General features: G+C 41.6%; 20 protein-coding genes and 1 pseudogene. 14 read left to right on the forward strand and 7 right to left on the reverse strand.

Annotation, left to right across the window (positions count from 1 at the left end; translation table 11 throughout):
• Window positions 1-123: 123 nt before the first annotated feature.
• The 5 genes from IPJ09_09345 to IPJ09_09365 all read right to left on the reverse strand — a co-directional run bounded on the left by IPJ09_09345 (window position 124) and on the right by IPJ09_09365 (window position 5,075).
• The gene (locus IPJ09_09345; GenBank protein ID MBK7371630.1) at window positions 124-2,079 is read right to left on the reverse strand and encodes a DUF3987 domain-containing protein; all 1,956 of its coding nucleotides are present in this window, start codon (window positions 2,077-2,079) and stop codon (window positions 124-126) included.
• Between the two features lie 157 nt (window positions 2,080-2,236).
• Window positions 2,237-2,635 (reverse strand): hypothetical protein, encoded by a 399-nt coding sequence (locus tag IPJ09_09350; GenBank protein ID MBK7371631.1) that lies wholly within the window; start codon window positions 2,633-2,635, stop codon window positions 2,237-2,239.
• Between the two features lie 54 nt (window positions 2,636-2,689).
• Window positions 2,690-2,902 (reverse strand): helix-turn-helix domain-containing protein, encoded by a 213-nt coding sequence (locus tag IPJ09_09355; protein MBK7371632.1) that lies wholly within the window; start codon window positions 2,900-2,902, stop codon window positions 2,690-2,692.
• A 144-nt stretch (window positions 2,903-3,046) separates the two neighbouring features.
• Window positions 3,047-3,883, reverse strand: coding sequence for a hypothetical protein (locus IPJ09_09360; GenBank protein MBK7371633.1), 837 nt, complete (start codon window positions 3,881-3,883; stop codon window positions 3,047-3,049).
• 1 nt (window position 3,884) lies between these two features.
• The gene (locus tag IPJ09_09365) at window positions 3,885-5,075 is read right to left on the reverse strand and encodes a site-specific integrase (GenBank protein ID MBK7371634.1); all 1,191 of its coding nucleotides are present in this window, start codon (window positions 5,073-5,075) and stop codon (window positions 3,885-3,887) included.
• Between the two features lie 768 nt (window positions 5,076-5,843).
• Between IPJ09_09365 and IPJ09_09370 the strand changes: the two genes are divergently transcribed.
• From IPJ09_09370 to IPJ09_09400, 7 genes and pseudogenes are all read left to right on the forward strand, one after another.
• Window positions 5,844-7,580: a DUF4331 domain-containing protein gene (locus IPJ09_09370; GenBank protein MBK7371635.1), complete on the forward strand. Its 1,737-nt coding sequence runs from the start codon at window positions 5,844-5,846 to the stop codon at window positions 7,578-7,580.
• A 30-nt stretch (window positions 7,581-7,610) separates the two neighbouring features.
• A pseudogene (locus tag IPJ09_09375) lies at window positions 7,611-9,657 on the forward strand (DUF4331 domain-containing protein).
• A gap of 109 nt (window positions 9,658-9,766) precedes the next feature.
• On the forward strand, window positions 9,767-10,909 hold the full coding sequence (locus IPJ09_09380; GenBank protein MBK7371636.1) for a tetratricopeptide repeat protein: 1,143 nt from the start codon (window positions 9,767-9,769) through the stop codon (window positions 10,907-10,909).
• A 187-nt stretch (window positions 10,910-11,096) separates the two neighbouring features.
• The gene (locus IPJ09_09385) at window positions 11,097-13,340 is read left to right on the forward strand and encodes a TonB-dependent receptor plug domain-containing protein (protein MBK7371637.1); all 2,244 of its coding nucleotides are present in this window, start codon (window positions 11,097-11,099) and stop codon (window positions 13,338-13,340) included.
• Window positions 13,341-13,364: 24 nt separating this feature from the next.
• Window positions 13,365-13,952 carry a sigma-70 family RNA polymerase sigma factor gene (locus IPJ09_09390; protein ID MBK7371638.1) on the forward strand — a complete coding sequence of 196 codons (588 nt, stop codon included), beginning with the start codon at window positions 13,365-13,367 and terminating at the stop codon, window positions 13,950-13,952.
• Window positions 13,953-13,955: 3 nt separating this feature from the next.
• Window positions 13,956-14,750 (forward strand): anti-sigma factor, encoded by a 795-nt coding sequence (locus IPJ09_09395; GenBank protein MBK7371639.1) that lies wholly within the window; start codon window positions 13,956-13,958, stop codon window positions 14,748-14,750.
• 228 nt (window positions 14,751-14,978) lie between these two features.
• On the forward strand, window positions 14,979-15,392 hold the full coding sequence (locus IPJ09_09400) for a hypothetical protein (GenBank protein MBK7371640.1): 414 nt from the start codon (window positions 14,979-14,981) through the stop codon (window positions 15,390-15,392).
• 2 nt (window positions 15,393-15,394) lie between these two features.
• Here the strand turns inward: IPJ09_09400 and IPJ09_09405 are convergent, their stop codons facing one another.
• The gene (locus IPJ09_09405; protein ID MBK7371641.1) at window positions 15,395-15,754 is read right to left on the reverse strand and encodes a DUF983 domain-containing protein; all 360 of its coding nucleotides are present in this window, start codon (window positions 15,752-15,754) and stop codon (window positions 15,395-15,397) included.
• Between the two features lie 288 nt (window positions 15,755-16,042).
• Here IPJ09_09405 and IPJ09_09410 point away from each other — a divergent pair, with 288 nt between their 5' ends.
• The 4 genes from IPJ09_09410 (at window position 16,043) to IPJ09_09425 (ending at window position 21,711) form a co-directional block, all read left to right on the forward strand.
• Entirely contained in the window at window positions 16,043-18,760 is a 2,718-nt protein-coding gene (locus tag IPJ09_09410) for an insulinase family protein (protein ID MBK7371642.1), read from the forward strand.
• A gap of 9 nt (window positions 18,761-18,769) precedes the next feature.
• Entirely contained in the window at window positions 18,770-19,891 is a 1,122-nt protein-coding gene (locus IPJ09_09415) for a glycosyltransferase family 4 protein (protein MBK7371643.1), read from the forward strand.
• Window positions 19,892-19,994: 103 nt separating this feature from the next.
• Window positions 19,995-20,921 carry a ribose-phosphate pyrophosphokinase gene (locus tag IPJ09_09420; GenBank protein MBK7371644.1) on the forward strand — a complete coding sequence of 309 codons (927 nt, stop codon included), beginning with the start codon at window positions 19,995-19,997 and terminating at the stop codon, window positions 20,919-20,921.
• Window positions 20,922-21,048: 127 nt separating this feature from the next.
• On the forward strand, window positions 21,049-21,711 hold the full coding sequence (locus tag IPJ09_09425; protein ID MBK7371645.1) for a 50S ribosomal protein L25: 663 nt from the start codon (window positions 21,049-21,051) through the stop codon (window positions 21,709-21,711).
• 219 nt (window positions 21,712-21,930) lie between these two features.
• Here the strand turns inward: IPJ09_09425 and IPJ09_09430 are convergent, their stop codons facing one another.
• Window positions 21,931-23,226 (reverse strand): MFS transporter, encoded by a 1,296-nt coding sequence (locus IPJ09_09430; GenBank protein ID MBK7371646.1) that lies wholly within the window; start codon window positions 23,224-23,226, stop codon window positions 21,931-21,933.
• A 267-nt stretch (window positions 23,227-23,493) separates the two neighbouring features.
• On the opposite strand from IPJ09_09430, the gene IPJ09_09435 reads away from it, so the two are divergent.
• From IPJ09_09435 to IPJ09_09445, 3 genes are all read left to right on the forward strand, one after another.
• Window positions 23,494-24,381: a RimK family alpha-L-glutamate ligase gene (locus IPJ09_09435; GenBank protein ID MBK7371647.1), complete on the forward strand. Its 888-nt coding sequence runs from the start codon at window positions 23,494-23,496 to the stop codon at window positions 24,379-24,381.
• Window positions 24,365-25,321, forward strand: coding sequence for a succinylglutamate desuccinylase/aspartoacylase family protein (locus tag IPJ09_09440; protein MBK7371648.1), 957 nt, complete (start codon window positions 24,365-24,367; stop codon window positions 25,319-25,321). The genes IPJ09_09435 and IPJ09_09440 overlap by 17 nt, the downstream gene beginning before the upstream one ends.
• Before the next feature lie 213 nt (window positions 25,322-25,534).
• Window positions 25,535-26,239, forward strand: a complete 705-nt coding sequence (locus IPJ09_09445; protein ID MBK7371649.1) for a methyltransferase domain-containing protein — start codon at window positions 25,535-25,537, stop codon at window positions 26,237-26,239.
• The last annotated feature ends 163 nt before the right edge of the window (window positions 26,240-26,402 follow it).

Consider the following 26,402-nt stretch of genomic DNA (forward strand, 5'->3'; position numbering starts at 1 on the left):
AATAATATTTTAATGTTTTAAAATAAGGAGAGGTAATATTTTGAGATTACCTTCCCCTTTAAATGAATAAATAGTTTTTGTTTTTAATAATGTACAAAGTGTATTTTGGGCACACTGTCGATATTAAACTTGCTCGTATAGACCTTGCTTGATCTGAGATAAAATCCCTTTTTGCAGTAATCTTTCTAGGTATTTTTTGGACTGTCGTTCATTGAGTTGCATCGTCTGTTTGCAGCCAGTCACAAATCTTCGTGTCTCAAACTGTTTCGGTAAATTATCCAAGACTTTTTGAACTCTAGGCTGTGCCATCGATTGCTGTTGTGTTAACAACTTATAAAATTCAGCCCCGTGGCACCTAAATGTATCTGCAATCGATAGAGCTATTTCGAAAATGTCATCCTCACAATAAATGATTGAGTCTTTATTCTGATCATCGAATTTTCTCAGTGCTGTTAAGATCATCGCCAACCTGACGGTGGCAACGCCCAATCTTTTGAGATAAGCAAACTCATTTCCGCTATCCAATTGCTCAGTCCAATCTCCGAATGTATCCGTATGCTTCATTTGTTGGGACTTGGTTAATTTTAGTTCAAAAGGATATTTCCTATTGAATTCGAATATTGCTACTAATTCTGCTGATTTAGTACCTATGAAGCTATGGATCTTGGATGATTCGTCTGAAAATTGGTTTTGCCATGTCATAGCTGCACTAAAAGAATATGGTAGTATTCTCGAAGTTAACCCTCCTTGGATTGACCCACTAAAGACTTTGGCATCTTCGACAGTGCCAGTGATAAGTACGGATATTCGCGGCTCTCGGATCGTGATAGTTCTATCTTTTCGAGACACTGAAATTCGTTCAAAATGATAGGCTTTTCGCAGATGTGGGTCCAATTGTGCCCAGTCATTTTTTCTGGTCTGACTTAAAACTACTGCTTCGGTATCGATCAATAGATTTTCTTTTCCTTGATCTAGTAACTGTATCATTGCAATTGAAGATGAATCTGCATCTAAAAATAAGCCCTTACACTTTGGTTCGTCAAGTTCATCCATAAGCACGGGGGCAACATTTATTTGAGCTCTATGCTCTCTTTTGGCCTGAGCACATTCCTCAGACAACATCTGATCTAAACCGTCAGCCAATCTTGATATTATGCCCATCAACCCTTTATCAGAGGCAGGAGGAGCGTATATTAAAAAGTAAAGGTTTGAATACATCCTAGACCCTCTATAGATAGAAAATACATTAGGAAATGATGCAGAAAGAATGCCTACGATCGAAATAAGCACAATATCCCTTTGGGTTTTGTTGGTAGTTATCTGATCCAAACCTTGTAAAAATGAAGGTAACTTCGGGAATATCCAGTCTTCAAAATTGTTATTGGCTGCTGCTCCAGCATTTTGGGGTAGTGCACGTTGTGCATTATGTGCACTAAGTACACTTTCATGCCTAACTTCATGGTCTACATTTTTGTAACCAGACTCAATGGTAGTAATCATCTCCCGTTCAGGGAAATCCTTTGCCATATATCTTGGTATACAGTATTGTTTTAACTGACCGATTGGTACATCAGCTCTGGCACAGTTGCAGCTCAGTTGATACAAAAAAGTATTCCTAGAGCCTTCTTCCATAACTTGTATTTTCTCAGTAAATTGGATCTGTTCAAGTATATCTTTGAAGATCCCAGGGTCAATAACATTGAAGGCAGCTGATTGTGAGTTATAATATATGTCTGGATCATAAGACATATATCGCTGACGAGCTATGTCCTTGCAGCTCTGATCAACTTTGACTCCATATTTTTTCTCTATGTAGTCAGCTACCTGAGCATAGGCAGAAGCATGCATTTTCGGACCTGAGTCTACCTTTATGAAAACTGCTAAACCTTTGCCACTCACTGAATAGTGAACAACTGATACAAACCTATCTTCGGTAAGTAGCGATTTTACCTGGTGCATATCTACTCCCATATTGTGTTTTTGATCTATATCCGGATTCACCATTCCGCTATAGACTGAATGAGACTCATTCTCTCTTATTTTACCTGTATGTGTCCCACATGGAGTAATGGCAGTCATTCTCTTTTTCCGATTCGGCGGCAGCAGGATTCGTAGCTAAAGTCTCTCTATAATTTTTGACCTTTAGGGACGGCTGTTTGATGCGAGCAATATACGATTCAAGGTCAATTTCCCCGACCACTAAACTGTTATTTTCAATAATACTAAATTTCATAATTTACGCTTTTATTTTTATTAAATTTTGTTTAATTATTTTTCTCTTTGATCTAATTTTTCTAATTAAATCGTTACCCATAATAACTTTTGTGGTTCCATCCCACACTGCGGCTGTCAGCACTGGAATGTATTTTCCATATGCCCGTACCCCATAAAGTTTGATCAGTCGCACACGAATGACCTCGGTACTTTTTTTATACTCGGTGTCGATTAACTTACCCTCTCGAAGCCACCGTTCATACATGTCTTCTGGTATGATTAGTTTGTCATAGCCCGGGCTTAGGATACAATCTAATCGACCTATTCCGGGAATATTCAATGGAAAGTGAACTTTGCCATCTGATAAATTCTGAATTTCATTTTTGTTTGGATTAAACTCCATTGCATTATTTTTTTTCATGATAAAATATTTTAAAAAATTAAATAATTGGTTTGTGGTTAATTTATTTGCTACTTAGGGAGGATGAATAGTTTGCACATAGTTGTGCATGAGGAAGGCATCGAGGTCTTCTTTTCGATAGCGGATCAGTCTTCCATATTGGGAGTAGGATATGGCCTCTTTGAGTCTAAGCCTATAGAGGGTTGTCCTGGATATCCCAAGATAGATACATGCTTGATGCTCTGTCAACCAAGATGTATACGTTTCTGAATTTTTTATGTTATTCATGTGATGAATGATTTTCGCTACAAAAATACATCTACTTGAATATCAATATGTTACGCTAAATCTTATAGGGACATAGGAAGGACAATAACCAACACAATGCATTGATTTTGAATAAATGTCCTAAATAAAGAATTTGAAAAAAAATTAGTGGGACAATGGAAAAAGGAACTCAATAGCTTGATCTAATTGCTCAATAATAGTTACATCACGCAGATCTTGAGCACCACTTAAAACAGCTGCCTTACTTATGGCTTTCCCATCGAGATTAAAAAATTCGATGGCAGTTATCCATTTTTTTGACACTTTCATTTTTCCTATACCGGTCAAGCTTTTAATGAAATATTTTAATGCTGCTACACTACTAATCCAATTTATTTTGTCAGAACCTTTACCTGAAAAAACATTTTTAAAATGCTTGTATTTGCATTTTACCAAGCCGGAATCAACTAAGAGTTGATAACAACTCTTAATATCAGCCCTACCATCAGCAACTTTGAATCCTCTTGGTTTTTTGATCAGGCCAAGCCTTTCCAAAAATTCTTGATGAACATACAGAACCTGTTCTAGAAAAGTGAAATATTCTGAGTAAGATTTTATCATTGCCCCTGTACACGAAGGTTCATGGATCTCTGCATAAATAACCTCTCCACCTTCTGTTGAATGTACAGCTCTTAAATCTATTTTGTAAGGATGACTTGATTCAAATTCATTTGGATCTAGGTTGGAAGAAAGCCATGTCACCATTGGTGCGTTTCTGGCCTCAATTATTGATTGTACTTTTGATTTGTCAAATAGTACAAACGACTCCAGTTCCAAAATATATTTTTTGATGCATTGCTCATAGGTTGAGATAAGATCGGTAGATTTTACACCGTTGATAAGACCAACACAAAGTTCATTTCCACCCATATCGACAAAGATTTTGAGAAATGTAAATCCATTTCCAAATAATTTTTGGATTTCACCCCAAGCTTGATTCATTTTAATTCCATAAACTAGTTAATTCATCTTTACGTTTATCCACGGCTTTGGCGTACAACTCTGTGGTAGACAATGAGTTATGCCCAAGAAATTTTGATAATACATATATGTCAGCACCCATGGTCAACGAATTTACTGCAAAACTGTGTCTGCCACAATGCATTGAAATATTTTTTGTTATTCCGCACTCCCTGATTATCTCCTTTAGGTAGGCATTCAACATGGCATTATGAGATCCGATGATATTTTCGATTATCCGGTTACCCTTTTTACCTCGGAGCATTGGGAATACAAAATCTTCTCCTTCAGAAAGGTATTGGTCTACAATGGAATTTGCCAGTTTGCTCAGGTTGAAGGATATGATCTCTGATGTTTTCCCCATCCGTATCGTCATCCGCCTGGTACTACCTGCTGGTTCCAGATTATCCTTCGATAAACGGCAGATGTCACTAAAACGTAGTCCTGTATGACAAGAGAAAACAAAAACATCCCTGGCCAGTAAAGAAATTTTATTGTCCGAAGTGTATTGGATTACAGTATGAAGCTCGTCTTTGGTCAGATAAGCCCGATTTCCTTTGATTTGCTTCAAAGAAATATGCTCAAATGGATTTTTATCTAATAGACCCTGTTTCATAGCTCTGCGGATCATTTTACGAATCGTTTTCATCTGAGAATAGATCGTATTGGTATGTTTTCCGGATTGCAAAAGATATTTCCTAATTTCAATCAGGTGTTCCCCTGTGATATCGGCAATTTTGACTTCAGGACAGACAGCTTTCCATTTGAGTAGAGTTGACTTATACCCTTTTATTGTACCATATCTTAATTCATCCGGATTGGTCTGGATATAAGTTTCAAAATAATGAGTAAAGGTTTCAATTGGCGTTTCGTTTTTTGGATTAGCTAATTCCAGGATATCACGTACTTTAAAAGGTCTCCCAGCCATCACCAGAGCGTCATGAGCATCTTCAATTGATCTCATGGCAGTTTTGATTGAACTATTGATCACAGCAGCCCTACGGTGACGATTTGGATGTACTCTTTGGTTAGTTTCATCCCATTGATTTTCCTGGATGCGAAAGTTTTCAACTTTTACTTCTGCTGAAGCTCGATTATGAATAACTCTGATTACTATAGGATACTCGTCCCCGGATATCCCTCGTGTTCTGATTGCTGCATTTATTGTTCCCATCTGTCAAACATCTGTCAAACAAATATACTGCTTTGGATAACAAAAATCCAAGTATTGAAACAAGTATAATTTATATTTAACACATTGTCAGTTAATTAGAGTTAACGCTGGTATCTGGTCGTTGCAGTATTCGAATCCTAGTAGGTCAACTAAAAGAGCTCTCGTCAGAGGGCTTTTTTTGTTTGAGCTACTACGGTGAGAAGTTTATCCCGAGCGCAGCCTCGGGAAATCCTAGTAGGTCAACTGAAAGAGCTCTCGTCAGAGGCTTTTTTGTTTGAGCACTACGGTGAGAAGTTTATCCCGAGCGCAGCCTGGGAAATCCTAGTAGGTCAACTAAAGGCTCTCGTCAGAGGGCTTTTTTTGTTTGAGCTACTACGGTGAGAAGTTTATCCCGAGCGCAGCCTCGGGAAATCCTAGTAGGTCAACTCAAAGAGCTCTCGTCAGAGGGCTTTTTTTGTTTGAGCTACTACGGTGAGAAGTTTATCCCAAGCGCAGCCGCTGTTTTTCTTTTATTTCTATTGTCCCACACTAACCTAGCCCTCCACAAAATCCTTTTGCTAGGCAAATCACCTTCCAACTTTGATATTTATTTTAATTCATATTTAATATTATCATATATTCATAAATATGATAATCTGGGAATTATAAGCAAATCATTTGCTTTCGACACACCGACCTCCACCCTAGTCCTCTACTTTTTTTACTCCCATTTGAATCCAAAAGATCCATGCACGCCGTAAGTATACTGTAACTCTTAAATATTTTAACATGGATCAAAACATCAATCTAAAACCTCGTCTTGATATCCTCAGGACATTTTTACTCTGCTTTTTGAGTGTCTTATGCGCTCAATCTTATGCGAGCAGTCATCGTGAAGCGCCTTTAATCGCCAACGATCCACTAGCTGACAACACTGACCTGTATGCTTTTCGAAGCCCCGACGACCCCAACACTATCACCATCATAGCCAACTATATCCCCGCGGAGTTGCCTTTTGGAGGTCCTAATTATTACACCTTTGGTGAAAATATTCGGTATGAGATACATATCGATAATGATGCATCTAAACCTGGTGATGAAATCATCTATCGATTCGAGTTTAAACGCGTCAATGAAGACCCTTCTACTTTTTTCAACATTCGATTAGGCAAGCAAAACATCAAAGCTACTTATACCATGAGTCGATCTACTGATGGAGGTAAAACTTTTATAGCGGTGATTATGGATGGTCCGGTACCACCAAATAATATTGGTCCCCGGTCTATCACTACAGGTGTAGGGTTAAACACCACCTATGATGCGCTGATCAGTGCATCTATCGTGAACTCCAGCACCGGTGAAAAAGTATTTTGTGGTCCTGTAGATGACCCATTTTATGTGGATCTCGGTGGAATTTTCGACTTGGGCAATTCTCCAAGGCAAGACAAAAACAACCGCGATGGAATCGCCAAATTTAATGTCCACACGATTGCTATCCAGATACCTATAGCCATGCTCCTCAAAACCGGCGCGAGTGCTACTCCAAACGGGATCCTGGATCCTAATTACGTGATCGGGGTATGGGCAAGCGCTAGCAGAAAATCTATCCGAACCCTGGGTTTCAAAGGAGCAACTTCAACTTATGATGGTGAATGGGTGCAGGTATCCCGATTGGGTATGCCCCTGACCAATGAAGCGGTCATCGCCATTAAAGACAAAGATCTATGGAATTCAATGACTCCTTATGATGATTTTACAAACACCAAACTAGATGAATATTTTTACAATCCGGAATTGTCATTGTACATGGATGATGCACAATTTGGAGGCGCTGTACCAAGTTTTAGTGCGCTGAGAATCCAAAGAAATAGCCTGGGAGCCTTTGATTTTGGTAATGGCAAAGATGGATTATACGGACTCAAGGGCAATCCTGCTTTGGCAGGAACTGCATTGGATGATGCAGTATTTGGCACTTTGTTATTGCCAGGCAAGGGCAAACCAAGATCTGTAGATTTGTGGCCTATATTCCATACAGGGGTACCCAATGTGATACCCTACCAATTGGCGACAGGCAAAAATGGTAACCCTTTGGCTGCCGGCAAACCATTCATCAACAATTTTCTGCCAAACGGGGGCGATATGCTCCGTCTCAATATGGCTACACCGGTCACTCCAAGGACAGACCCGGCCTTCAGCTCCCTGGGTATCGTCGCTGCTGCTGTAGCCGGCCTGACGGATCCTGCCTTTAATACTACTACAGATATCCAGGCTATACCCAATATGGATGGATTCCCTAATGGTAGAAGGTTAGAAGACGATGTCACCAGGATCGAACTCCAGGCTGTAAGCGGTATTGCACTGGCTGCTATTGGTCTTTGGTATGATGATTACAAGCCAGGTGATGCCAATCCGGTAACGGCCAAATTAGTTAATGTATTATCATATTCTACCGGTGTAGAAAAAAATGATAAAGCTTTCAAAACAAGCTTTCCCTATCTCGCCAACCCCTGGGGTGGACAGGAATAATTATTTATCAATACTTAAATAGAAATTAACATGAAACAGATATTTTCGATATTCATCTTTTTGATAGGATTGAGCAGCATGACGCTTGCTTCCTCACATAGGGAGGCTCCTATGATAGCCGACGATCCACTGGCTGACAATGTAGATCTATACGCCTTCAGATCACCCGGCAATATGATTACACTCATAGCTACTTATGTACCCGGACAGTTGCCACAAGGCGGACCGAATTATTACAATTTTGGTGCTAACATTCGGTATGAAATACATATCGACAATAATGTCAATACCCCTGGTGATGACATCGTCTACAGGGTAATATTCTACCGAAAGGATGAGGATCCTTCTACTTTCTTCAACATCAGATTAGGCAAACAAAACCTTCGCATGTACTATGATGTGCTCAAAAGTACGGATGGAGGCAAATCATTCATCACGATCTATGCTGGTGGCTCGACAACCCCTCCAAATATCGGCGAACGGTCTATCAATTCTGCTGTAGGACTCAACTCTTCTTACCAAACGCAAGTCAATAAAGCGATACATCAAACCCATACTGGTGAAAAAATCTTCATTGGTCACTCCGATGATCCATTCTTTGTAGACCTGGGAGGTATATTTGACCTGGGTGACAGCCCTAGACAAGCAGGATCATCTATAGATAACCTGGCTTGCAAAAACGTAAGCACAATTGCCATTCAAATACCAATGGGATATTTGTTGAACAATAATTCTGCGAGGACTCCTACCTCTATCCTGGATCCAAATTATGTGATCGGTGTATGGGCTTCTGCCTCAAGACAAAAGATACAGACATTATCCAAAGGAAGTATATCTAATAGTGGAGATTGGGTACAAGTATCCAGATTGGGTATGCCATTGACCAATGAAGCAGTCATACCTGTGGGTTACAAAGATTATTGGAACTCTATCACACCATACGACGAAATCGCCGATACTTTGCTGGATGGCTTTTTTACAATCCTGAGCTAGGGCTATATATGGACGATGCATTGTTTGGCACTGCAGTACCTTCATTAAAAATCTTAGAATTCAAAGAAACAGTCTTGGATCTTTTGATTTTGGAAATGGTCAAAATGGTCTTTATGGCCTGAAAGGAAATCCTGCCCTGGATGGTACCGCTCTGGATGATAAAGTATTTGGCACCTTATTATTGCCTGGTCCTGGAAAACCCCGATCAGTCGATCTGTGGCCTATCTTCCACACAGGTGTACCCAATGTGATCCCATATCAACTTGCAACAGGCAAAAACGGCAATCCTCTCGCAGCAGGCAAACCATTCATAAATAACTTTTTACCTAATGGTGGTGACATGCTCAGATTGAACATGGCAGTGCCTCCTACTCCACGTAACAGCCCTGAGTTTAGCTCTATGGGTATCATCGCTGCAGCAGTAGCCGGCTTGACCGATCCAAAATATGCAGCTTCTACTGATATCCAGTTTATACCTAATATGGATGGTTTTCCAAACGGCAGAAGACTGGAAGATGATGTGACCCGCATAGAACTACAAGCTGTAGCAGGCGTAGCGTTGGCCGCCATTGGATTGTGGTATGATGATTATGTAGCTGGCGATAGTCCGGTCACACCCAATCTGGTCAATGTATTGAGTTATACCACCGGAGTAGAGAAGAATGATGCTCCGTTCAAAGCAGCTTTCCCATATGTAGCATTGCCCTGGGCTGGTGATAGTCAGTGTGGAGGAGAACTTGTACAGTTTGTGTCCAATAAACCGGAAGTTCGCAGTTCATATCTGGGATTTAATACACCTTCTGTAAATAGCCAGCACATCAAGTTTGAGATAAAATCTTATCCTAATCCTTTTGTAGATCAGCTCAATATCAATCTGGATGTCGACAAAGCCGGAGATTATTTGATAGAAGCCTATGACCTCGCTGGAAGATCCGTGGAGAGAATATTCTCAGGTCGATTAGGTGAAGGCAAACACTTTTATCGATGGGACAATGCCGGCCGTCATCCTGCAGGCCAGTATTTTATCAAGATCTCAGATTTAATTTCAAAGAAATTTGAAGTGGCAAAAGTTACTAAGATGTAGCGAGTAGATTCACCCTTAATCCCTTGAATTTCAAGGCCCCGACCGAACAGTCGGGGCCAATTTTAAAACCTTCAACCATCCACTAATCATCCAATTAAAAACCTAAAACATGAAAAATTTTATCATTTTAATAGCATGTGCTTTCTGTATCGGCTCTTGCCAACAAACCCCCAGGGACTTTACCCAAACCTATCCATTAATCGATCGAAAAGAAACCTTAAAAAATGGGAAGGAATGGGAAAACATGCACAATTTGTATACCCGCCTCGCGGAATCTATTCGAAAAAAACCTGCAGTAGCCAAACCCTATTTGGAGATGGCCGAGCTTTTTATGGTGGAAGCCAGAGTCACGGGCGAACATGGACATTATTATCCCATGGCACTAAAACTCATTGAAACGGCTCAGTCAATCAATCCCGAAGACCCAGATCTCAAGTTTCGAGCCCTGTCTGACAAGGCATCGGTGTTGCTGTCCTTACACCAATTTCAAAATGCAAAAACTACTGCCGACGAAGCAATAAAATCCAACCCTTACAATGCACAGATCTATGGAGCTTTGGTAGACGCCAATGTGGAGCTTGGCAATTATCCGGAAGCTGTGGCCAACGCGGATAAAATGGTCTCTATACGACCGGACCTCAGATCCTATTCCAGAGTGAGCTATCTGCGGGAAATCTACGGTGATCTTAACGGTGCGATTGATGCGATGAAGCAAGCAGTTGAAGCAGGATACCCGGGATATGAAGAAACCTGCTGGACCAGGTTACAACTCGGTAATCTGTATAAAAAACAAGGCAGAAATGATCTGGCTGAAAATGAATTTCAACAAATCCTGAGTGAAAGACCCAATTATGCATTTGCCTTGTCAGCACTAGCAGAAATGCATATGGACAAAAATGAATTGGCTACAGCAGATAAACTACTAAGCCAGGCCATTGCCATTATGCCGGAAGTACATTTCTATATTTTGAAGGCCGAAGTACAACAAAAATCGGGACAAGTCAAGGAAGCCATGACTATAGCCCGGGAAGTTCTCGATATGCTAAAAGACGATGAAAAAGCAGGTCATAGAATGGATCTCACCTACGCTCAAGTCTATCAACACCTGCTGCAGGATCCGCAGACCTCCCTGCAATATGCGATGAAAGAATATGAGATCAGACCGGACAATGTAGAGGTAAACAAATATTTGGTGGATTTATATACACAAATGGGGATACTCAAAATGCGATCTTGCACAAAGCCAAAATGACTCCCGCAAAGATTTAAATAATATTATATTAATTCAAAAATTAGGTTTTTGGGGTTTTTAGTTGATAAAGGGCTGGAACTAAAGACTCCGGCCCTTTCACTTCTTGAAGGACAGATGATATTACCTTTTATAATTGAATCTGTAAACTTAAATCTTACGTATATTACCTATAAATTTTAGCCAAATCATGGAAGCAAATAATCAATCTTCTCAAAAAATAGTTAAAATCATATTTGCAAGTTTGTTTAGCCTGGTTATCTCCTCACACCTGGCTGCACAGGAGTCGATAATTAAAGTACTTGACGAAAATAAATCTCCTCTGATCGGGGCCTCAGTCCACAATGGAAGGAGCAAAATGATTGGCATCACTAATGAACAAGGTGAGTACCTCTTTAAATTTGAGGGAGAAGACACGGTTACATTAAAATACCTCGGCTATAAAGACCTGGCAAGGAAAATTAATAGCAGTAGCGTAGGGATCATAACATTCATAATGGAAGCACTGCCCTTCAGCCTGGAGCAGGTGACGGTTACGCATTCTGTCAAAGCGACCAATATGATCTCAGACATTGATCTGAATATCCGTCCCGTGACCTCCTCTCAGGAAGTACTCCGCACAGTACCTGGATTGTTTATTGGTCAACATGCAGGAGGCGGTAAAGCGGAACAAATGTTTTTACGTGGTTTTGATGTGGATCATGGAACTGATGTAAGTGTTTCAATGGATGGGATGCCAGTCAATATGGTCTCACATGCCCATGGTCAGGGATATGCAGATTTACATTTTATCATCCCTGAGTTGATCGACAAAGTCGACTTTGGCAAAGGACCTTATTATGCTGACAAGGGAGATTTCAATACGGCAGCCTATGTCAATTTTCAGTTGAAACAAAAACTTGATCAATCTCAGATTAAACTGGAAGTCGGACAATATAATAGTCTTAGGACCGCAGCACTGGTCAACCTGTACAATACTATAAAGACACAATCTTATATAGCTGGTGAATTTAACCAAAGCGATGGTTGGTTTGAATCTCCACAAAATTTTTATAGGACCAATTTGATGGCCAGATGGCAAACAAAATTGAACGATCGTAACACGCTTTCTATACTAGCTTCAGAGTTTGACAGCAGGTGGAACGCTTCCGGTCAGATCCCGACCAGGGTAGTAGAGTCCGGTAAGATCTCCCGATTTGGTGCGTTGGATTCTACTGAAGGAGGACAGACTGCGAGGCAAAATATGCTCGCTCGCCTGGATACGCGCCTGGGTCATGGATTGAGTCTAACCCAATCTGCCTTCATCAGTCATTATGATTTTGATCTGTATTCAAATTTTACTTTTTTCCTCAATGATCCAATCAATGGTGATCAGATCCGCCAGAAAGAAAATCGAAATCTTGCCGGATACCAGACGACTCTAACCCGTAAAAGATACACTGATGACAAATCAGATGTGTGGAATCTGGGTTTCGGCTTCAGATTTGATCGAATCAAAGATATCCAATTGGATCATACTGTGGATAGAAATGAAATCATAAGCACAGACAAATTAGGCAATGTGCATGAATCCAATGCTTACCTGTATTATGACTATCACAAAGATCTGGGCAAATGGTTAATCAATCCTTCACTTCGATACGACTATTTTCTTTTCAATTATAATGATAAACTATCCGGGAGGGATTTACAGAAACAAAAAGGCAGGTTGAGTCCAAAATTGAACATCATCTACCAACCGGACAAATCCATTCAGTATTATGTCAAATCCGGAATAGGATTTCACTCCAATGATGCACGGGTCATCCTGCAGTCCGGAGCAGACAAAGTCTTACCAGCAGCTAGCGGTATCGACATAGGTACCATCTGGAAACCAACTCCTCATATTTATTTTAATGCAGCTGTTTGGATGCTTGATTTACAACAGGAATTTGTATATGTAGGCGACGAGGGTATCATCGAACCTAGTGGTCGTACACGCCGCCTGGGTACTGACTTTAGTGTTCGCTATCAACCTTTAGATTGGTTATTCTTCAATGTAGATTTTAATTATTCTAATGGTAGAAACAGGGATAATGAACCTCAATTTAAATATATTCCATTAGCCCCGGTCCTAGCAGGACTGGGTTCTGTGACTATCAATAAAAAATCGTGGAATGCTTCGGCCAGTTTCCGACATTTATCTGCCAGGCCTGCTACTGAAGATAATTCCATAGTTGCCAAAGGTTATTTAGTCAATGACTTATCAGGCAGATACCATTTAGGCAGATTTGATTTGCATTTCAGGATCGAAAATCTATTTAATGTAGAATGGAATGAAACACAGTTTGCCACTTTGTCAAGGTTGAAGAATGAAGTAAATCCTATTGAAGAAATTCACTTTACACCAGGCACACCCTTTTTTATAAAAACAGGATTATCGTATAATTTCTAACTTTGACCTAAACTGAGCCACACTTTGCCACTTAGAGAAGAAAATATAGTCACCTTGATGCTGGAAGGTAACGAGCAAGGTCTCCGTTTGCTGTACCGAAATTATAACGAAGCCATCTATGGTATCATTCACCATATCGTCAAATCAGAACAGCATGCAGAAGAAGTATTAAATGATGTCTTTCTAAAGTTTTACAATGGGATCAAATCCTACGATCCATTGAAGGGAAGATTATTTACATGGATGGCAAGAATCGCACGCAATGCAGCAATAGACAAAATCAGAACCCTCGACTATAAGTCTTCCCGCTCTGCCGTAGGCGATATCTCTGTTCAATTAAATGCACCTGCCCAGGATGTCAGCGTCGATCATCTTGGCCTGGCAGCTGTTCTCAAAGGGCTGGACTTCAATCAGAAAAGAATGATTGAAATGATCTACCTTATGGGCTATACTCATCAGGAATGTGCCGATGAGCTCAATATGCCGCTCGGTACAGTCAAAACCAATGTGCGAAGGGGTATCCTCAAATTGCGAGAATTCTTGGGTAACGATCTGCAAGCTTTTATCAGCGTGATGATCCTAATTTTAATTTATATCATTATTAACAATTAAAATATGGATATAAAAGCATATATAGAATCAGGGATCCTTGAACAATATGTCATCGGCACTTTGTCCCCAGCCGACCATGCCGCCGTTGAAAAAAACATCCTATTATATCCAGAACTTGCCAGCGAAGTCGAATCCATTGAGATAGCTTTAGAGACCTATGCCAAACATCAAGGCCGTAAACCCAAGCTCACTGAGGATCAATTGATCCAAAATCTGCATAAAACCCATCCCGTTTCTTCAAACCAAGCCAAATCAAGTGTATCAAAGTCATCCTCCTGGCCGACCTATCTTTTAGGAATATTGGCTGTAGGTCTACTGGGATATATTATTTTTCAGAATAATCGCGTGTCCGAATCGCGACAATTAAATCAAAGGCTGCAGTTTACCCTGGACAGTTTACGCAACCAATGTACACAAACGGAGTTTCAAAATAATATCCTCCTCCAAAAATTAAATCTCTTAAACGATGCAGGTTCCAAATTTCTCAAACTTCCCGGGACTGCCCTCTCTCCACAATCTTTTGCTTCGGTGATTATAGACAGCACAGGAAAAAAATTATTTTTCGACTTTGCCGGATTACCCAAGCCACCAACAGGCAAGCAGTTTCAGCTCTGGGCCATTCAAGACGGCAAGCCGGTCGATATGGGTGTCGTCAGTGATGATTTAATCGGATCTGTTAATTTTTCGGAAAAGACTTTCATCGATCACGCCCAGGCATTTGCAGTGACATTGGAAGATGAAGGCGGCAAAGCTTCACCCACTCTGGAGCAGTTATATGTCATAGGTAATGTGCTTTAGCGTCCGGATCAACATTTTTGAGGATTCAGGAAAAGCTTGATTTTGGGCCAAACTATCGATGAAAAGTTTAACAATTAAGCCGCAAAGGGTTTTAACTCCAGGAAGCGCGTAGAAACTACCTGTCCTGGTCCTCTCTGGCCAAAGACTTACATGTAATAATAAAAAAATTATCCTCCGATCTATACTGAAAATCAACCAATTGATTTAATTTCATGCCCCCAACTTACCATGAAGATTATTCCAACTGTATTAAGTATCAGCATAATTCTGATTTTTGCTTGCGATCAGCATAAAATAAACAAACCTTATTTACAATCAGCCTGGGCTTTAATGGATGGCCACCAGATCCTCAATTTTAACAGTGATAGCACTGCCCAATGGATTTTTCACGAGGAGACGCTGTCTGATACATTCCTGGTAAAGTATAAGCTCAATGAGGCCACCCAACCATATCAATTGGACTTATTTGATTTTAACCGGGGCATCCTGAAGGACAAAATCCTCACCGGTATCGTGCAATACCTGGGCCAGGATACGATATTATTGGATTTTGAACCCATTGATGATTGGGGAGCTGCAGATACTATCCGGCCAATCACTTTTAGTGTCGATCAGCAGAAATACTTTGTCCGAAAAAAATAGCCCTATTTTTTGATAGCAGCAGGGTCGTACCTCTTCACTACATGGAGCGCAATCGCACGCGATAACCTGATGACATAAGTAAAACTCAATAATCCACACATCACTGCCAGGAAAATAGACATATCGATCCCAAAATGGAATAACAGATAAAATACTGCCACCAGGATCAGCATGCCCCATGAAAACAATGCATAGGACACAAACATGGAACCCATATAAAAGCCGGGTTCCGGCATGAATTTAAGCCCACAATACTCACATTTCTCAGGCATATCCAAAAATTTTGAAAACTGGAATAATCCGCTTGAAAACATTTTACCTTTTTCACATTGAGGACATCGCTGCCCAAAAATTGCGCTCATTTTGTTTAAAAATCTTGCCATAATAGTAAGGTACAAAGATAGCCAATTCCTTCATATGAATCGCAAAGCAAACCACCATACAATGAACGCTTCAGAGCCCTCTCGATAGGCACAAAGAGAATATTTGATGTATTCTCCAATCATAATGGAGAAGTGAAGGCTCAATGAATATATTTATGTACTCGGTACTTGTATTGCAAAGTGGCTATCTAAACTCCAGACAACTTCCATCATTCCCGATATAAATCGGATATTTGTATCCAAAATTTTAAATCACTTTATCCATCCATGACTAGCATGCCTTCTCCAAGCGGACTCATCTTTAAATCCTCAGACATCGACATCCCTTTTAAAAAATATATACTTTCCAATGGACTGCGTCTAATCGTCCACGAAGATTTTAAAGCGCCTATCGTAGCGGTAAATATATGGTACCATGTAGGATCCAAAAATGAAAAGCAGGGGAAAAGTGGCTTTGCCCACCTTTTTGAGCACCTTATGTTTAATGGCAGTGAAAACTTTAACACGGACTATTTTCAGGCACTGGAAGCGATTGGTGCAACAGACCTCAATGGCACTACCAATAATGACCGGACCAATTATTTTCAAAATGTGCCCGTAGGCGCCCTGGAACAGGTACTTTGGCTTGAATCAGATCGCATGGGGCATCTCACAGGCGCTATCGACCAGGCCAAACTTGACGAACAGCGGGGTGTAGTCATTAATGAAAAAAAGCAAGGCGAAAATCAGCCTTATGCCAAAGAAGATGATCTTTTCACAGAAGCCATGTTTCCAAAAGGACATCCGTATTCCTGGACTGTCATTGGATCTGAAGAGGATTTGATAGGAGCCACAGTAGCTGATGTACATGAGTGGTTTAAGGGATATTATGGCGCGGCCAATGCCATCCTGGTGATCGCCGGAGCCATCAAAGTGGAAGAAGCTCTGGAAAAAGTCAAAAAATACTTTGGTCATATACCGAGTGGACCGATGATCGCTCGTTCCGAAGTCGATATCCCGATAAGACAAAGCAATACGCGACAGGAATTTGAAGATCGTGTCCCTGAATCAAAGATTACTATCGCCTGGAACATTCCACAGTGGGGCACCCGGGAAGCTGCCATCTTCGACCTGATCGCTGCTATCCTGGGGTCAGATAAAAACTCCCGATTATATAAAAGACTTATCTATGAAAATCAGTGGGCGACTTCTGCCTCTGCTCACAATTATTCCAGGGAAATCTGTGGCAATTTTTTGATAGAATGCAAAATCAAAAAAGGAGTAGATGAAAAAATGGTTGAACAGGAAATCTATGCAGTTCTATCCGATTTTTTGGCCAATGGACCCACCAAAGAAGAACTCCTGAGAGTAAAATCAAAATACTTTGCCGGTTTTATTAAGGGGATCGAGCGGATTGGAGGTTTTGGTGGCAAATCCGATGTCCTGGCAGAAAGCGAGATTTTCGGAGACACACCGGAATATTACAGGACTTATAATGAGTATATAGAACATGCTTCGCTCCACGATCTCCAAAATATAGCTTTTGAATGGCTAAACACAGGTTCCCATACGATCCTGGCCAAACCATTTCCTGAATACGAGACCGAAGCCATCCTTGCAGACCGTGCCGCCTTACCCCCTGTGGGTCATACCCCAGCCTCGGCTTTTCCCATTTTACAACGGACTGCTTTGCCAAATGGCCTGGCAATCTCGCTTGCTCCTCGACCTGAATCGCCAACTGTGGTGATCACTCTGATGATGCAGGGCGGTTTTAGTAGCGATAAAGTAGCAGGAAAACCAGGATTGGCAGCCCTGGCCATGAATATGATGGATGAAGGCACAAGACATCTTGATGCCTTACAGATTAGTGAACAACTGAGTTTATTGGGTGCTTCAATCTCCTCATTTGCTGATTTGGATCAGAACTATATCAAATTAGAATGTCTGAAACTCAGCCTTGAACCCAGCCTGGATTTATTGATGGAGATACTTTTGCACCCGTCTTTTCCAGAGGCCGATTTTGAACGACTCAAAACCTTGCAGATATCAGGCATCCAAAGAGAAAAAATGAATCCTGTCCAAATGGCTCTTCGGGTCATGCCCAAGTTTTTATTTGGTACAGATCACATTTACAGTCTGCCTATGTCCGGAATGGGATTTGAAGAAAGCGTAGCTTCTATCACCTTAGAGGATGTCAAAGATTTTTACTATACCTGGATTAGGCCAGGCAGCAGTAGCCTCAGTGTAGTTGGAGACCTCTCTATGGATGAAATACATTCTATGCTGGATGCCAGGCTGGCCGAATGGACCGGGTCATCGATTCCAATCCAACCGGACGCGGTCGTCACCCTACCTTCCTCAAAGATCTTATACCTTATGCATAAACCTGAAGTCGAGCAGACCGTGATCATGGCCGGGTATTTAATAGCCCCATATGGTGAGCTGTCAGAGATCGCCAAAGAACCCCTGATCAATGTGCTCGGTGGTGACTTTACATCCAGGATCAACCTCAATCTGAGAGAAGACAAACACTGGACCTATGGAGCCGGGGTGTTTATTCGGGAGGCCAAAGGCCCCAGACCATTCATCACTTATACACAGGTACAAATAGACAAAACCAAAGAATCTATCCAGGAGATTATTAAAGAATACGATTGGATCGTAGGTGAAAAACCGTTGACCTTTGCGGAATTCGAAAAAACGAAAAATAATCAAGTCATGTCCCTGCCCGGTATCTGGGAGACAAACGCTGCTGTGGCTGGATCACTCAATCAACTCATCAAGTATCAGCTTGCAGATGATTATTGGAGTACCTACTCTGATCAGGTTAAATCCCTCTCTCTCGAAGAGGTTCAGTCTCTGGGCCATCAATTGATAGATTCATCCAAGCTGATGTGGTTTTTAGTCAGCAATAAGGATATTATTCTGGAGGATATGAAATCACTCGGGTTTGATCGGATTATCATCGTGGACAGTGACGGCACTACAATGGACACGATCTTTTAGCACCAAGTCATGGTCATTGGTTTTGATGCAAAAAGGCTTTTTCACAACAGTACTGGACTAGGATATTATAGCCGCACCCTGGTGCATAGCCTGGTAGAGACTATTCCTGATTTTAAGGCAATGCTTTTTGATGCTCACCCAGTCAAAACCGAATTGACTGATAAATATTTTTCTAATGAAAAAGTAACTGTCGCAACGATTGGATCTCCAGGATGGTACTCCCGGAGTGTCAACATGGACCCTTATCTGCTTCGCCATCAAATAGAGGTATTCCATGGGTTGAGCAACGAACTGCCATTGACTGGCGATACGAAAAAAATACCCAGGGTCGTGACTATCCACGATATATTGTTTAAATCTTTTAAGCAGGATTTTCCCTGGCATGATCGCTTAATTTACGATCGCAAGACCAAATCAGCCGTTCAGAAAGCTGATATCATCGTTGCTATCAGCCAGGCGACTAAAAACGATTTGATTCAATTCTACAAAGCCGCTGAAGAAAAGATCAGGATCATCTACCAATCTTATGATCCAATATTCAATATCCCTGTTGAAGAGGCGGAGTTGGCAGAAGTACTAAGCACTTTTAAGCTTCCCAAAACCTATCTTCTGTATGTCGGTTCTATCACACATCGAAAAAATCTTAAAGTCATTATAGATGCTTTATGGATGCTGCCTGCCAAAGACCGTATTCCATTGGTGGTAGCAGGCCAAGGCACAGGATATGAAAAATTCATCAGGCAGTATATAGTGCAGCGTCAGCTTCAGAATATCATCCATTTTCTACCTGGCCTTCCGCGCATGACACTGCGTATTTTATATTCCGGGGCACACCTCCTGATCTACCCTTCACTCGGCGAAGGTTTTGGGTTGCCTGTTTTGGAAGGCATAGCCAGTCATATACCCGTCATCACTTCTGATAGATCATCCATGCCGGAGGCTGGAGGGGACATTGCAAACTATTTTGATCCATCGCAGCCTGAACAATTAGCTTCCATGATTCGACAATCACCTTTCGGAGATGCCAACAGTAAGGTGCCAACTGCCCGGACTATTCACCTGGAAAAGTTTAATAGAAACAAAATAGCACTCCAATATTTAGACGAAGTCTATCGTCCATTGTCGAGATAAGCCTCCATTTACCTTTGTACCCCAACGATGAGTCTGACACTTCTTTGACTAAACCGTGGCCTACTTGACTACATTTATTACCTTTAGCCTTCAATCCACAGAAATGGTAGTTAAAGTATTTTCAGGTACCGGGTCACGATATTTATCAGAAAAAATCATGGAGGCCTATGGTCAGCCATTAGGTGATATGTCACTTCAGAGATTTAGTGATGGCGAGATGCATCCTATTATCAATGAATCAGTACGAGGAGCTTTTGTCTTTTTTATTCAATCTACCGGTGCGCCTGTGGACAATTTATTCGAGACTTTACTTTTCATAGATACCGCGCGACGCGCCAGTGCAGATTATATCACGGCTGTCATACCCTATTTTGGATTTGCAAGACAGGATCGTAAGGACAAAAGCCGGGTACCGATCACTGCTAAACTCATAGCCAATCTTTTGAGCACCGCAGGAGCTAATCGGGTCATGACTATGGACCTGCATGCCGATCAGATCCAGGGTTTTTTTGATATACCTGTAGATCATCTTCGAAGCGAAGCTATTTTTAAGCCATTTTTAAAAAAACTGGTCAATGAAAATACCGTTTTTGCGTGTGCTGATGTCGGAGGCGTCAAGCGCGCCAGAAATTATGCCAAATACTTTAATACCGAGTTGGTCATTTGTGACAAATCCAGATCAAAACCAAATGAAATTGGATCAATGATGGTCATTGGTGAAGTCGAAGATAAGCAAGTCATATTGGTCGATGACATTGTGGATACAGCCGGTACGCTTTGCGCAGCGGCAGAGGCTCTCAAAACCAAAGGAGCCAGTTCTGTTATAGTGATATGTACGCATCCTGTGCTTTCCGGATCGGCTTATGAAAAGATAGAGGCCTCATTTATCTCTCAACTCTATGTGACAGACACCTTGCCGTTAAAGAAACAAATTGATAAAATCAAAGTACTGTCCTCTGCAGAGTTATTCTCCAAAGCCATCCTTACAGTCCACGAACACAGGTCTATCGCCGCGCTCTACGTGGATTGATCAATCTTTTTATACACAAATACTTGATTATTAACAGATTGATACTTAATGGCCGAAAAATAAAAGAATAAGTCGCTGACAATAAAAATAATTTTATCTTTGCAGCCCAATATTAAAAGCAGACCGTATGCAAGTAGTAGAATTAAAAGCACATGCACGTTTACTTAATGGTACTCGTGGAGCCAAAGATGAAAGAGCCAAATCATTGATACCCTGTGTCATGTATGGAGGCAAATCCACGCAACATTTTTCTGTGGAGCCTACCGAAATAAAAAACTTGGTGTACACACCTGAGTTTAAAATAGGTCTGTTAAACACGCAAGATGGTCCTATCAAGGTCTTCATCAAAAATATTCAGTTTCATCCGGTCAGTGATGCCATCTCCCATATTGATTTTATGGAGCTGGTACCTGGCAAAGAAGTGCAGGTTGAAGTCCCTGTTAAATTAGAAGGATATTCTGTGGGTGTTAAAGCTGGTGGTAAATTGATCCAACGCATTCGTAAAATCAAAATTAAAAGTACTCCCGAAAACCTGGTCAACCAGATTGGAGCGGATATCACTAATATCGAGGTAGGTGGCGTGATGAGGATCCGTGACATCGTGTTACCAAAAGGTGTTCGAAGTATAGCAGATGGCGCCATACCGGTTGCCAACGTATCAGTTACCAGAGCCCTCAAAGAAGAAGAGAAGACAGCCGCTGCAGCTGCAAAGGGTGCACCTGCTAAAGCTGCTCCTGCCAAAGCTGCCCCGGCGGCTAAAGCAGCTCCAGCTGCCGCTCCTAAAAAATAAGCAGTCGAGCAGTTCATCATCTCTTGAATCAATAGAAAGCGAATAATTTTTTTAATAAAGATGAAAAAGAGGTCTTGCGCAAGTAGGATCTCTTTTTTATTGATGCTTGCCTGATCCATTGGTAGAAGCTCAACCTACCAACCCACACCAGATAAGGCAATCATTGAATATTACTCCAATCGTGTTTTGTATCTGCCAAAGCTAGATTTTGGTGAGCTTTTAGCGGGTATCGCGCTCGGCCATATCCATATTGACTGTCGACAGGATAGCAATCCCAATAGCAAAAAATACGATCAATATCAGTACGCTGTTGCGCATTCCTCCACTAATCAGATCGATATATCCAAAACTAAAAGTGCCCACTACGATCGCGATTTTCTCCAGGACATCATAGAAACTATAATAAGAGGTAATGTCTAACTCATCCTCATCCAATAATTTACCATAAGTGGACCTGGACAAAGCTTGTATGCCCCCCATCACCAGCCCCACACCGGAGGCAATGAGATAAAACTGGGTCTTTGTATAAGTGTAATAGGCAAAGACACATACCGTGATCCATAATGTCAGCATCACCAACAATGAAAACTTATTGCCTTTCCAGCGGGAAACCAAAGCAAAAAAATTGGCCCCCACCAGACCTACCAACTGTAATATCAGGATGATGATGATGAGCTCGGAGCCTCCAAAATGCAATTCTTTATCTGCAAACGTGGCGGCCATATATAACACAGTTTGTACGCCTGCACTGTAAAAAAAAAACGCCATTAAAAACCGTTTGAGGTGAGGCTGATGTTGTAGTCGCCTCCATACGCTTCTCAATTCCTGATAGCCTTTTCTCCATATCGCCTTTCCAAACTTCCCCACTGTATCTGCAGGCAATTTTCGAAAAGGGATCTGCGCAAAGAAAAACCACCACAATCCTACCATGACGAAAGCCAGTCTGACTGCCACGCTGGTCTCAGTGATCCCAAACCATTCTTTTTTTTCGATCACAAACAAATTGACAATCAGCAAGATGACACTACCTACATATCCGTAGGCAAAGCCTCTGGCACTGGTTTTATCATATTTATCTTCCGTAGCGATGACAGGCAGATAGGAATTGTAAAAGACCAGGCTGCTTGTAAATCCGATACTGGCCAACATAAATCCCGCAGTACCGATCCATAAGGTGTTCATGTCTCTAAAAAAATACATGGAAATACAGGCGAGCGAACCTATGATGGTAAACAAACGAAGAAAATACAACCTTTTGCCACTATAATCAGCGATCCCACTCAGTATAGGCAATCCAATCGCCACAAAAACGTAGGCAAGCGATATGATGAAAGAAAAATAAGAGCTATTAGGCATATCGGTGTTGCCTACATGGATGGTTGCATTAGTTACGCTCAGAAAATAAGTTGGAAAAATGGCTGAAGATATGACCAAAGAATAGGAGGAATTGGCCCAGTCAAACATCGCCCAGCTTTTAATGACTTTGGCATCGTTTTTTACAAAAGTGGTTTGCATGCGTCAAATATAGTGATTGCCTGACTGTAAGGATCTAACTCTCACGTTTTATAGCAGAAATGCAATTACAACCTTCTAGCAATTCAAATAGCCCTTGGCGCTGAGTGCGCTTCTTTGCAGTTCTAAAAATGAAAGGAGTAAGATTTTTCCGGTTTACGTTCTGGCATTCTTTTTTCTATTAAAAATTGAATACATGGCTATCTTTCAAGCCTAATCACAAATTGTAGAGATCGCATTCATCCCAAATTCATTTCTTATTTTTAATCCATGATCATAGGCATCCTATCCCGCAATCCGGGTTTATACTCCACTCAAAGTCTTGTCATCGCTGGGAGAAAAAGAGGTCACAGAATCCTGGTGCTCGACCCCTATCAATGCTCACAATATATCCTCAATAGTCAACCCAGGATGTATTATCAGTCCAAGCCGCTCACCAGGTTGGATGCCATCATCCCCCGCATTGGAGCTACCGCTACCGAGATAGGTGCTTCTGTGATAGATCATTTTGTTGCAGCAGGTGTATATACTACAACCACCGCTGCTTCCCTACTCAAAGCCCGAAACAAATGGGTATGCAGTCAATTCCTCTCTACCAATGGTATTGCTGTGCCAGATGCCTGCCTTCATTTCAATTCAGAATTTAATGATCATGTACTGCGTAGATTTAGTTTCCCCTTGATTATCAAATTGCTCAAAAGTACCCAGGGCATGGGTGTGGTCAAAGCCAATGACAAAAGCCAGGCCTTAAATATCCTCGAGGCTTTTCAGAGACTTGACGAACAGGTGATCATCCAGGAGTTTATTCAGGAGGCCAGGGGCAGCGATATCCGCGTGCTCGTAGTGGATCACAAAGTCGTCGGCGTCATGAAGCGCCAAGCTAAAAAAGATGAATTCAGATCCAATCTACACCAGGGAGCTACCGCCAAACCCACCAAACTCACTGCTGACGAAGAGTTTATTGCCTTAAATGCCAGCAGGCTCCTCCAACTCAGTGTAGCTGGGGTAGATATTCTACGGTCGGACAAGGGGCCACTGGTGTTGGAAGTCAATGCCTCACCCGGTTTGGAAGGGATCGAACAAACCACCAAAATCAGTATCTCTGAAAAAATAATTGAAATGATCGAGCAAAAAGCCCACCATGGAGCAGAGTTATAAAATCACCATATTGGATTCGGAAATTATAGAACCGGGTGAAAAAAAACTCATCAAATTACCAGTAGGCTACCTTCCTTCAGGTAACAAAATTTATATCCACATCTTCGTCAATAAATCTTTACTTCCCGGGCCCACCATCTTACTCATAGGAGGCATCCATGGCGACGAGATCAATGGAACCGAGATCGTGCGGAGAGCGAGTGAATGGGTTAAATCCAGGAATATACTAAAAGGGACAGTGATCACCATTCCCCTGCTCAATGTATACGGATTTATTCACTTCACCCGGGAAGTTGCCGAAGGCAAAGATGTCAACCGCAGTTTTCCTGGTAGCTCACGAGGATCTCTGGCCTCCAGGATTGCCAATATCCTTTATAAAAGCATTTTACCTGGCATCGATGCATTGATCGATTTTCATACGGGTGGGGGCCAGCGCTATAACTATCCTCAGGTTAGATTTACAAAAAATGATAAGAAAAGTTTTGCATTGGCAAAGGCCTTTGGTGCCCCATTCCTCATCGAATCAACTATAAGGCAAAATTCGTTGCGACAATATGCCCACAAACTCAAAATCGCCAATCTCACCTTTGAAGGAGGAGAAGCCAGTAGATTTGACGGATTTAGCATTGATAAAGCACTGATGGGCATCAAAAATGTACTGCATGATCTTGGGATGATAGAGGAGATGATCCTGCCACCTCATAAGACCGTCATCATCACCGAGGACAAATGGATCAGAGCCCCCTATAGCGGGATCTTTGTGTGGAACCGTGCCTCAGGCGTGTATGTGAGCAAAGGTGAGATATTAGGCACTATCTCTGATCCGGACAACCTCCGCCTCCAATATGTCAAAGCTAAGGAGAGCGGGTACCTCATCGGTCATAACAATGCTCCTGTCGTCCACGTAGGTGACGCATTATTTCATACGGGTCAGCCCTGACCAAGAGTGGCAATGGCGGTACGAATTACTTCTTAATATTCACAAGGTTAACATTAAAAGGTACCGATGGAAACTATTCCGATTGGTCGCCGGATTATCCCTGAGCTTTGCTTCCATCATATCGCTTTCAATCATTGTATGTCGTTAAGTCCAATTCTTACCCATTTTAGATTTCTTCTTACCGATACCACGCCGTACATTTGAGACCATCTCATGCAATCAACCCATCGGATATATTGCTTTCTTTTATATATATTTGCCTGTCTACCCATAGGTTGCATTGATCGTAATGAAAAACCCCTCGAAATCGTTGAAGCACCCGTCAAGGTCCATGACACGAATGTCGCTCCGGATACAGAGCCGATAGTACCTATCATGAGCCGGGTCGCCTGGCAAAAACCGAGCCTTATCCTAGATAGGTTGTCAGAAGAACTCAGCCACAAAAAGATCGCCGATATTGGAGCCGGACCCAATGGGTTTTTTACTTTTTGGATGGCCCAGGAAGGTGCTGATGTCATCGCTGTTGATATCGATCCTGAAGCTTTAAAATACATCGAACAAGAAAAAGCCAACCTCGATAGTACCCGCCAATCACGCATCACTACACGACTAGCCCGACCCGATGACCCAAATCTGCGAGCTGCCGAAGTCGATGGCATCCTCATCGTCAATACGATTGCTTTCATTCAAAACCGGTCCAAATACCTTAACCTCCTCAAAACTAAACTCAAAGAAGGTGGCAAAATAGTCATCGTAGATTTCAAGATGAATCGACTCCCTGCTCAGATTGCGCCTCCCAAATCCCAGCGTATTGCACCTGATGTGGTCGAAGAACTGCTGTATCAGGCCGGCTATCACCATATAGTAGTGGATGACCAGGAATTGCAGTATCAATATATCGTGACAGCGGAGAAGTAGCTGTGACTTTAGATTGTCAAATCAAATAAGATAAATTGTCAACCTACGTGAGGAAGCGTATTGATCTTCGGTGAATTGAAGTTGCATATATTAATCGTAATGGTCACGACGCATACCTGCCAGCACGACCATCATATCAATGATCATACCCATATGATTCGAT

It is taken from the genome of Saprospiraceae bacterium (genome assembly GCA_016709995.1).
Classification (GTDB): domain Bacteria; phylum Bacteroidota; class Bacteroidia; order Chitinophagales; family Saprospiraceae; genus JADJLQ01.

What these genes read in the sequence shown, in the direction of transcription:
- IPJ09_09425 (MBK7371645.1), top strand. Translation starts at nt 21,049, where the DNA reads ATGCAAGTAGTAGAATTAAAAGCACATGCACGTTTACTTAATGGTACT.
- IPJ09_09365 (MBK7371634.1), bottom strand. Translation starts at nt 5,075, where the DNA reads ATGGGAACAATAAATGCAGCAATCAGAACACGAGGGATATCCGGGGAC.
- IPJ09_09385 (MBK7371637.1), top strand. Translation starts at nt 11,097, where the DNA reads ATGGAAGCAAATAATCAATCTTCTCAAAAAATAGTTAAAATCATATTT.
- IPJ09_09410 (MBK7371642.1), top strand. Translation starts at nt 16,043, where the DNA reads ATGACTAGCATGCCTTCTCCAAGCGGACTCATCTTTAAATCCTCAGAC.
- IPJ09_09380 (MBK7371636.1), top strand. Translation starts at nt 9,767, where the DNA reads ATGAAAAATTTTATCATTTTAATAGCATGTGCTTTCTGTATCGGCTCT.
- IPJ09_09345 (MBK7371630.1), bottom strand. Translation starts at nt 2,079, where the DNA reads ATGACTGCCATTACTCCATGTGGGACACATACAGGTAAAATAAGAGAG.
- IPJ09_09350 (MBK7371631.1), bottom strand. Translation starts at nt 2,635, where the DNA reads ATGAAAAAAAATAATGCAATGGAGTTTAATCCAAACAAAAATGAAATT.
- IPJ09_09440 (MBK7371648.1), top strand. Translation starts at nt 24,365, where the DNA reads ATGGAGCAGAGTTATAAAATCACCATATTGGATTCGGAAATTATAGAA.
- IPJ09_09395 (MBK7371639.1), top strand. Translation starts at nt 13,956, where the DNA reads ATGGATATAAAAGCATATATAGAATCAGGGATCCTTGAACAATATGTC.
- IPJ09_09400 (MBK7371640.1), top strand. Translation starts at nt 14,979, where the DNA reads ATGAAGATTATTCCAACTGTATTAAGTATCAGCATAATTCTGATTTTT.
- IPJ09_09405 (MBK7371641.1), bottom strand. Translation starts at nt 15,754, where the DNA reads ATGAGCGCAATTTTTGGGCAGCGATGTCCTCAATGTGAAAAAGGTAAA.
- IPJ09_09435 (MBK7371647.1), top strand. Translation starts at nt 23,494, where the DNA reads ATGATCATAGGCATCCTATCCCGCAATCCGGGTTTATACTCCACTCAA.
- IPJ09_09415 (MBK7371643.1), top strand. Translation starts at nt 18,770, where the DNA reads ATGGTCATTGGTTTTGATGCAAAAAGGCTTTTTCACAACAGTACTGGA.
- IPJ09_09420 (MBK7371644.1), top strand. Translation starts at nt 19,995, where the DNA reads ATGGTAGTTAAAGTATTTTCAGGTACCGGGTCACGATATTTATCAGAA.
- IPJ09_09355 (MBK7371632.1), bottom strand. Translation starts at nt 2,902, where the DNA reads ATGAATAACATAAAAAATTCAGAAACGTATACATCTTGGTTGACAGAG.
- IPJ09_09360 (MBK7371633.1), bottom strand. Translation starts at nt 3,883, where the DNA reads ATGAATCAAGCTTGGGGTGAAATCCAAAAATTATTTGGAAATGGATTT.
- IPJ09_09445 (MBK7371649.1), top strand. Translation starts at nt 25,535, where the DNA reads ATGCAATCAACCCATCGGATATATTGCTTTCTTTTATATATATTTGCC.
- IPJ09_09370 (MBK7371635.1), top strand. Translation starts at nt 5,844, where the DNA reads ATGGATCAAAACATCAATCTAAAACCTCGTCTTGATATCCTCAGGACA.
- IPJ09_09430 (MBK7371646.1), bottom strand. Translation starts at nt 23,226, where the DNA reads ATGCAAACCACTTTTGTAAAAAACGATGCCAAAGTCATTAAAAGCTGG.